The following is a 7,337-nucleotide window of genomic DNA, read 5'->3' on the forward strand; positions in this document are numbered from 1 at the left end:
CGGCAGGCTGCTGCGCCGATCGTCAACAAATTTTATCAAATGGTCATTTGCGAGCGCGTGGCCTGCGCGGGCTCCGGCGCGAGGGCAGCGCGCAACGTCGTGCACTGCAATTGCGCGCGCGCGGCGGTTTCGAGCACCTTCGGCAATACGGTCAGCAGGACGGGGTCGCCGTGTGCATCGCGCGCCGCATGGCCGTCGTGGAGCAGCAGGATGTCTTGCGGCGCCAGACCGTGCAGCAGGCGTTGGGTGACGGCTTCGGGATTGCGCGAGCGGGTATCGAAGCCGCGGCGCGTCCAGCTCGCCAGTTGCAGGCCAAGCTGGCACAGCACGGGCTCCAGAAACGGGTTGCGCAGTCCGGCCGGCGCGCGGAAGAACAGCGGGCGCGTGCCGGTGATTTGCGTGAGCGTGTCCTGTGCGGCAGCAATCTCGCGCCGCAACGCGCCTGGCCCCTTCAGCGAGAACGTATGCCGGTGGCGCTGACTGTGGTTTTCCACCGCGTGCCCGCGCGCGACGATGGCCTCGACGCAGCGCGGGTGCCGCTGCGCCAATTCGCCGATGCAGAAGAAGGTGGCCTTGGCACCGTACTGGTCCAGTATGTCCAGCACGCGCGGCGTGACATCGGGGTCAGGGCCGTCGTCGATGGTCATTGCGATTCGCTGGCCGGCCGTGGCGGGCAGATGCGTCCAGTTGGGACCGAGCCATGTGCTGCGCGGCCATAGTCCGCCGGCCATGAGCACCAGATGCGAGGCGATGACGCCGCCGCCCGCCCACGGCCATGTCGACGGATCTGCTGCAACGGCAACCGCTGCGCCAGCGTGCAGGGCCAGCGCGCCGCTGATCAGCGGGCTCGGCTTCCAGCGTCGGGCGGTGCCAAGTGGCGGGGTGATCGGTGCGTTCATGCTGTGGCGTGCTGATCGTGATTGGCGCGTGGCGCGAGGATGGCGGCGAACAACAGCGCAAGCATGGCGCCCGGGCCGACGGTCAGCCCGAAGGTTTCGAGCATCGGCACGCGAGAGAGCGCGAGCAGGCCGAAGCCGGCCACCGTCGCCAGGTTGGCCACCAGCAGTGACACCAGGGTCTGCGGCGCAATGGCCTGTGCGCGTTGATTGAAGAACAGCGCGTAGTTCGATCCCACCGCCACGATCAGCAGCATGCCGACCAGATGCAGGATGGTCAGCGGCACGCGCGCCAGTGCAAAGCCGGCCGTCACCACCAGCACCGCCGCCACCAGGGGCGCCAACGCCCGCAAGGTCCGCTGCGGCGAGCGCAGCGCCACGATCAGCAGCAACGCGATCGCCGCAAAACCGGCAAGCGAGAGGCGAAGGTCTTCGCGCACGTAGTTCACGTACATCCGATCGGCTTCGACCTTCATGTCGACGAAGAGCGCCCCGGGTACGGTCGCATGCTCAACGGCTGCGCGAATCGGCGCGGCATCGAGGCTGGGCGGATTGGATGCGTTATTCGTGGTAGCCGGCGCGGCGGATGGTGCATCTGGTGGTGCGCGCAATGGCAACATGGCGTTCCACTGGCCGGCGTGTTCTGTTAGCAGTGCATCCACCGCCAATGCCATCGACGTGCCCTTCAGGTCTGCGCGCCGCAAAAAGGGCTGCGCGCGTGCCGCGTCCACATCGGCGATGAACGGGGCGAAGAGATCGGGTTTTACGCGGATCGGCTGGTCTTCCACCGCGCTGCGCATGCGTGTGGCCAGTGCATCGGCCGCCGGCAAGCTCGCGAGGCGCGCGCGCTGTGTGGCATCGCTCGGCAGGTAGCGCGCGGGATTCTCGAAGCCGGCGAGCACGCCGTTGTCCACGAGCGGTTGCAGTTGCGTGGCGATCTTCTCGGCGCCTTCGAGCGCGGCCTGTTCCGTTGCTGCCGGGATCACCACCAGATATCGCACGTCGGGCGCGCCCACATCTGCGCGAAGGCTGGCGTCGAGCGCCTGGCTTTTCGCCGGCACGGGGCTCAACGCGGCGAGTTCGCGGCTCCACAAGCTATCGCGATGCAGCGAAAGCGCCGCACATGCGCCGATGAGCACGGCGGCCAACAGCCAGCGCAGGCGCGGTGCGGCAGACGTCGCCCGCGTCAGCCACGCTCCCACGCGCGAGAGATCACGCGTCGCCACTTCTGCACCACGCAGATGCGGTAGCACGTAGCGCGTGACGAGCGCGGCCGTTACCAACCCCACAATCGAATACAGCCCCAGTTGCACCAGGCCGGGAAAGCCCGAGAACAGCATCGACGCAAAGCCGCACACCGAGGTCAGCACACCCAGGCGGATGGTCGGCCAGTACGTGGCAATCCATGCGCGCAGGCTGTCGTGGGGAGTGGCGCCGTGCAGGCGGGCGGATTGCACGAACAGGTAGATCGAATAGTCGACCGCCTCGCCGATGAGCGTGGTGCCGAAGCCGAGCGTAAGCCCGTGCACCGCGCCAAACGTGAGGCTGACCGCTGCCACGCCTGCCGCCACGCCGGACAGCACCGGCAGCAACCCGAGCACCATCGTGCGCGGCGAGCGGTATACCGTCAGCAGCAACGCCACCACCAGCACGAGGCTGACGGCGGAAAGCCGCTCGACGTCGTGCTTGATGGTGTCGCGCGATTCGACGGAGAACACGCCCGGGCCGGTCATCAGGATGCGCGTTGACGCTGCGTTTGGCACTGCGCGCGCAACCGCATCGAACGCGCCGCGCACGGCATCAATGGCATGCGCCTGTGCGTCGGTGTCGGAGCCGGCGGCCGTTGTCTGCACGACCAGCACGGCACGCTGGCCATCGCGTGACGCCCACACGCCGTGCTTCGACGACGGCAGCGCGGTGTTGTCGAGCTGGCTGACGAGTGCCGCCACCTCGCCGGTCGGGTCACGCGGCAGCATGTTCTTGGCGACGAGCCCTGCCGATGAACTCAACAGATCGAGGCTTTCGCCCAGCGCCGCATGCAGCCCTTCGGCGGAAAAGCGCTGCGGCGTGACTGCGGGGCTCAGCACGTAGCGGTGGTCGAAGATGAACTGCCGGTCGCGCGCTTCGCTCACGGGCTCACCGTTGTTGACGGCGCTGAATTGCGCGTCGGCACGCAGCCTCGCAGCGAGCTGCTTTGACAGCGTTGCACGGGTGGCCGCGTCACCACCGTCGATGCCGACGAGGATGAGGCGCGACACGAGCCCCTCGCGCAACTGGTCGACGAGCACGCGTTGCTCGGCACTCGGCGAGCGCGGCAGAAACGCCGACAGGTCCGCCGTAAAGCTGGTACGTCCGATCACGACCGCGCACAGCAGCAGGCCAGTCAACCAGACCAGCACCGCAGGGCGACGCAGGGCGTGCAAGCGTTTCATGTGCGCGCCATCCTTAGTTGCCGAGCACGCGTTGCAGGCGCATCAGCGAATGATCGCCGTCGGCCTGGCGGATGGCGACGCTGCGCAGCACATCGCGCGTGCCCTCCAGCGTGATGGTGCGCACCACTTGCTGCATGCGCGTGTCGATGGGCGAAAGGGTGAGCGTCCAGTCATCGCCGTGGCCGGCGATGGCGACCTTGTAGATCGCTTCGAGCGCGTAGCGGTTGCCGGCCAGTGTGGCGCGGATGCTTTCAATGAACGCGCCCAGCTCCGGGTATTGCGACAGCGGCATCGTGAACTTGCGCTGGTTACGCTCCACGGTCAGCTTGTCGCCGTCAATCACGAGATGTTCGGGCTTGGGGGCCAGCGTGTGCTTTTCCAGATGATCGGGCGCGACGAACACCAACTCGCCGGATGATTCGATGGGCTGCGCAGCAATCGACAGCGTCTTCGTTTCCGTGAACGTGGCGCGCCCCGATTTGTTGCGTGCGAGCGTGGACATCAGGCGGTCGAGCGTCCAGGCGGAATCCGCAGCGTGAGCGGTCGCGGCCAACATGCTGGCCGCGAGCAAGGCCAGGAAGGCGCGGAAGAATGGGCGCGTTGCAGTCATGGCGTTTGCGTGGTCTGGTGGTCCGCGGGGGCGTGATCCGGCGCTCCGGCCGCGTCGGCATCCTGCCAGAAGTCGAAGTAATTGAACCAGTTGTACGGTGCGGTGCGGCAGTAATGTTCAACGCGTTCCACATAGCGGCCGAGCGCGGCTTGCACGGCGGCGGCGCGATCTTCGCGGCGCACATCGGTGAAGTCCGCCAACAGATCGAAATGCACAGCGTAGCGATTGCCGCCCAGGTGCAGCCCCGTCATGAACAGTACGGGGCGTTTGAGCATGGCCGCCATGTGCAGCGGCCCCAACGGAAACGCCGCCGGGCTGCCGAGAAAATCCATGTGCCGGACTGACGGCCCCGCGTCGCGCAACAGCGTGCGATCGGCCAGCATGCCGACGAGCCGGTTGTCATCCAGCGCTTCGCGCACTTGCAGCATGGCGTCCACGCGGCCGAGCGGAATGACCTCCGGCGCCGCCGCCGGGTTGATGGCGGCCACCGCGGCGTTGATGTTGCGTGCATTCTCTTCGTACATGGCGACAGCCACGCGTAGATCCGGCACCGTCCGGCCGAGCGCGCGTACCACCTCGAAACTGCCCAGGTGCGCGCCCAGCAGGAACGCGCCGCGCCCCTGCGCCAGCACGTTGTGCACGTGCTGTTGGCCCTGCAACTGGATGTCGAACAGACCGAAGCGCCCGCTGATCAGGTAGATGCGGTCATGAATGGTCGTGGCGAACGTGAGCATGTGGCGGAACACGTCGCACAGCGTTGCAGTGCGGCCGAGCGCGCGGCGCAGATAGTCACGTGAAGCGCCCCGCGCCGCTGGCGAGGCCGCCACGAAATACAACGCAATCAGCCGCAGCAGGACCCGGCCGAACGGCCGCCCGAGCCGCAGCGAGAGCCACGTCATCAGGCGCAGCAGCGCGAGGTTGCTGCGCTCCGGACGCTCGGCCCAGTCGGAGCGCTTCATGCGGCAACGCCCTCCGGTGCCGGGGCAGACAGGACGCCGCTGGCCACTTCACGTTCGCCCGCGCGGATTGTGAAGCGCACGGCGTTGCTTGGCGTCGTCTCGAACGCGAGATCGAGCACTTCCCCGGGTGCCGCAGGACTGAGAAACTTGGCCGAGCTGATCTTGCACGCATCAAGCGAGCGGCCCAGCGCCGCACCGATCGTGTGAAGCGCATGGTCGAGCAGCACCACGCCCGGCACGATCGGATGGCCAGGAAAGTGCCCCGGCAGCGCGGGGTGATCAGCGGGAATGGTGAAGCGCATGCCGTGCTTGTGTGCGTTGCGGTGCGAATGCTGCGCGATCAGCGCGGCCAGCACATCGCGCGCCAGTTTGCCGGTTTCGTTGCGCGGCAGCGCGTCCACCAGCAGCAGTGGACGCGGCATAAATGCTGCGTCGATGCGGTCGTGCAGGGCACGCAGCACATCCGCCGCGCTGAGGCCCGGCGCCACAACCAGCGCCACCAGGCGCGTGACTGCCGCGCTGCCGTGCGTATGCCGGGCGGCGGGCGCATCGTCCGGCATGTAGAACACGCCGTCCACCACACCGGCAATCGCGTTGAGTTGATGGTTCAGATACGCCAGCGACGACCGCTTGCCTGCAATGTTGATCAGATCGGCCTTGCGCCCGTGCAGGAGAAAGTGCGTGTCGTCGATCAGTTCGATCGCGTCACCCATCGGTACCGGGGTTTCGACGTGTCCGCCATAGACCCACACCGTCGGGCCTTCGTCTTCCGGCGTGCCGGAGCGCGATTCCATGCGAACGCCGGGGTACAGGTGCCACGCGGTTTCTTGCGCGGTACGGCGCGTCGCGACCTGGCCGGTTTCGGTGCTGCCGTAGATTTCCAGGAGCGGCGTGGATAGGCGAGTCTCGGTCTTCCGCGCCAGCGCCTCCGACAGCGGCGCTGTGGCCGACAGGACGAGCGATGCACTCGGCAACGCGGGCTCCGATGCGAGGAGCGCCCGCAGATGCACCGGCGAGGTCACCAGCACGCGCGGCTGCGGTACTGCGTCCAACGCCTCGCGAATGTCCGCCGGATAGAACGGCTGCCGGTTGCTGAACGCCAGACCCCCCTGCAGCGCCAACAGCACCGTCACCTCAAGGCCGTACATGTGCTGTGCCGGCACCGTGCCGACCAGCGTGAAGGCGCGCCCATCGGCCAGGCCAAGGTGCGCGACGGCCGTGCGCATGCAGCGCGCCAGTGCGCCCCACGTCTTGCGATGCGGCACCGGCGTACCGGTCGAGCCGGACGTGAACAACACCGCCATGACTTGCGACGTGTCGATCTGCGGCACGTCGATGGGCGCTGCGCCGGGCGTCAACGCATCGGGATAACGGAAGGCAGGCAGGTCGACCGGGCAGGCGGTCGCATCGTGCAGGCAGAACACATCGGGCGCGAACGCCGAAAGCTGACGCACCATCTGCGCCGTCTGCATGGGCGGCAGCAGGCTGACCTTGCCGGCCACCAGCGCTGCGCCCAGCCCGACGGCAAAGCGGTAACGGTCTGCGCAGGCGTTGAACACGTGGCCGCCCGGCGGCAGCATCGCGGCCAGCGCCATCACATCGGCCAGGAACGTGCGCGCTGAGACGGGCGTGCCGTCACGCCAGGCAAGCGTGTTGTCCAGCGTTGGATGGGAGACCAGCGGGTAAGTCGGCATGAAGCAAATCTTGCAGGCGGGTGGGTTCAGCGGGACCGTTCTGTGGCAGCGGGCGTGACGTGCCCGGATTGTTCCGATTGTCGATACGCGCGCACCGCGTCGAACAGGCTGGAGTGTGGCTCACCGCGCAGCACGATGCGGCGGCATAGGTATTCCGCCACGAACACTACCCCCACCAGCGGCAGCGACAGGTAGTTCGCAAACGTCGACCACGTGACGGTGGATGCCGTGGCAAACAGTAGCGTGGACACGGCAGCGGTTGCCAGGAAGAACAGCGTCCATACCAGCGTGACTTGCCGCGAATAACGCGCAATGCGCGGTGTGAGCGTGCCGTGCACCATGTGGGCAAAGCGCGTGCACAGCGGCTCGCGCCCCGCCACCAGCGTGCGGCCGAACACGTAGGCCATCATCAGGTTGAAGCTTGCATGCTCGAGGTACAGGCCCCAGTCAAAATGCGCGGCCAGCGGCGCGCGCGCCATCCACAGCACTGAGCAGACGAGCAACCACAGCGGCAACAACCATGCACGATGCGTGGTACGTGTGGCCGCCACCAGCGCGATTGCCAACGGCGGTAACAGCGCCATTGCCAGGCCCACGCCATGCGCGCCCGGCGTGGCCGCTGCGTAATGCGCACCGACCTGATACGCCACGATCGCACCCACGCCCGCTGCGCCTCGCGCAAAGCTGGTCAGTCGGTGCATGGCAGGGCAAGGTGGGGGGAGCGGCGCTGCATGGTTGTCGTAGGG

The 7,337-nt window shown here is 67.4% G+C and carries 6 protein-coding genes; all 6 read right to left on the reverse strand.

Translation table 11 applies throughout. From position 1 onward, the window contains the following. Positions 1-35: 35 nt before the first annotated feature. The 6 genes from BEK68_RS07545 to BEK68_RS07570 are packed head-to-tail and all read right to left on the reverse strand — an operon-like array spanning position 36 to position 7,292. Entirely contained in the window at positions 36-899 is an 864-nt protein-coding gene (locus tag BEK68_RS07545) for a polysaccharide deacetylase family protein (RefSeq protein WP_009239157.1), read from the reverse strand. Further along, on the reverse strand, positions 896-3,328 hold the full coding sequence (locus BEK68_RS07550; RefSeq protein ID WP_009239156.1) for an MMPL family transporter: 2,433 nt from the start codon (positions 3,326-3,328) through the stop codon (positions 896-898). The genes BEK68_RS07545 and BEK68_RS07550 overlap by 4 nt, the downstream gene beginning before the upstream one ends. A gap of 13 nt (positions 3,329-3,341) precedes the next feature. Continuing rightward, complete coding sequence (locus BEK68_RS07555) at positions 3,342-3,938, reverse strand: LolA-related protein (RefSeq protein ID WP_009239155.1); 597 nt, start codon at positions 3,936-3,938, stop codon at positions 3,342-3,344. Then, positions 3,935-4,897: an acyl-CoA synthetase gene (locus BEK68_RS07560; protein ID WP_009239154.1), complete on the reverse strand. Its 963-nt coding sequence runs from the start codon at positions 4,895-4,897 to the stop codon at positions 3,935-3,937. Before BEK68_RS07560 ends, BEK68_RS07555 begins: the two co-directional genes overlap by 4 nt. Next, a complete protein-coding gene (locus BEK68_RS07565) occupies positions 4,894-6,591 on the reverse strand; it encodes an AMP-binding protein (RefSeq protein ID WP_009239153.1) in 1,698 nt (565 codons plus the stop codon). Before BEK68_RS07565 ends, BEK68_RS07560 begins: the two co-directional genes overlap by 4 nt. Positions 6,592-6,617: 26 nt before the next feature. Continuing rightward, positions 6,618-7,292 carry a membrane protein gene (locus BEK68_RS07570; RefSeq protein ID WP_009239152.1) on the reverse strand — a complete coding sequence of 225 codons (675 nt, stop codon included), beginning with the start codon at positions 7,290-7,292 and terminating at the stop codon, positions 6,618-6,620. Positions 7,293-7,337: the final 45 nt, after the last annotated feature.

It is taken from the genome of Ralstonia pickettii, from assembly GCF_001699815.1.
Classification (GTDB): Bacteria; Pseudomonadota; Gammaproteobacteria; order Burkholderiales; family Burkholderiaceae; genus Ralstonia; species Ralstonia thomasii.

Excerpts from the sequence above, each read along its gene's own strand:
- BEK68_RS07545 (WP_009239157.1), bottom strand. The coding sequence starts at position 899 with ATGAACGCACCGATCACCCCGCCACTTGGCACCGCCCGACGCTGGAAG.
- BEK68_RS07550 (WP_009239156.1), bottom strand. The coding sequence starts at position 3,328 with ATGAAACGCTTGCACGCCCTGCGTCGCCCTGCGGTGCTGGTCTGGTTG.
- BEK68_RS07555 (WP_009239155.1), bottom strand. The coding sequence starts at position 3,938 with ATGACTGCAACGCGCCCATTCTTCCGCGCCTTCCTGGCCTTGCTCGCG.
- BEK68_RS07560 (WP_009239154.1), bottom strand. The coding sequence starts at position 4,897 with ATGAAGCGCTCCGACTGGGCCGAGCGTCCGGAGCGCAGCAACCTCGCG.
- BEK68_RS07565 (WP_009239153.1), bottom strand. The coding sequence starts at position 6,591 with ATGCCGACTTACCCGCTGGTCTCCCATCCAACGCTGGACAACACGCTT.
- BEK68_RS07570 (WP_009239152.1), bottom strand. The coding sequence starts at position 7,292 with ATGCACCGACTGACCAGCTTTGCGCGAGGCGCAGCGGGCGTGGGTGCG.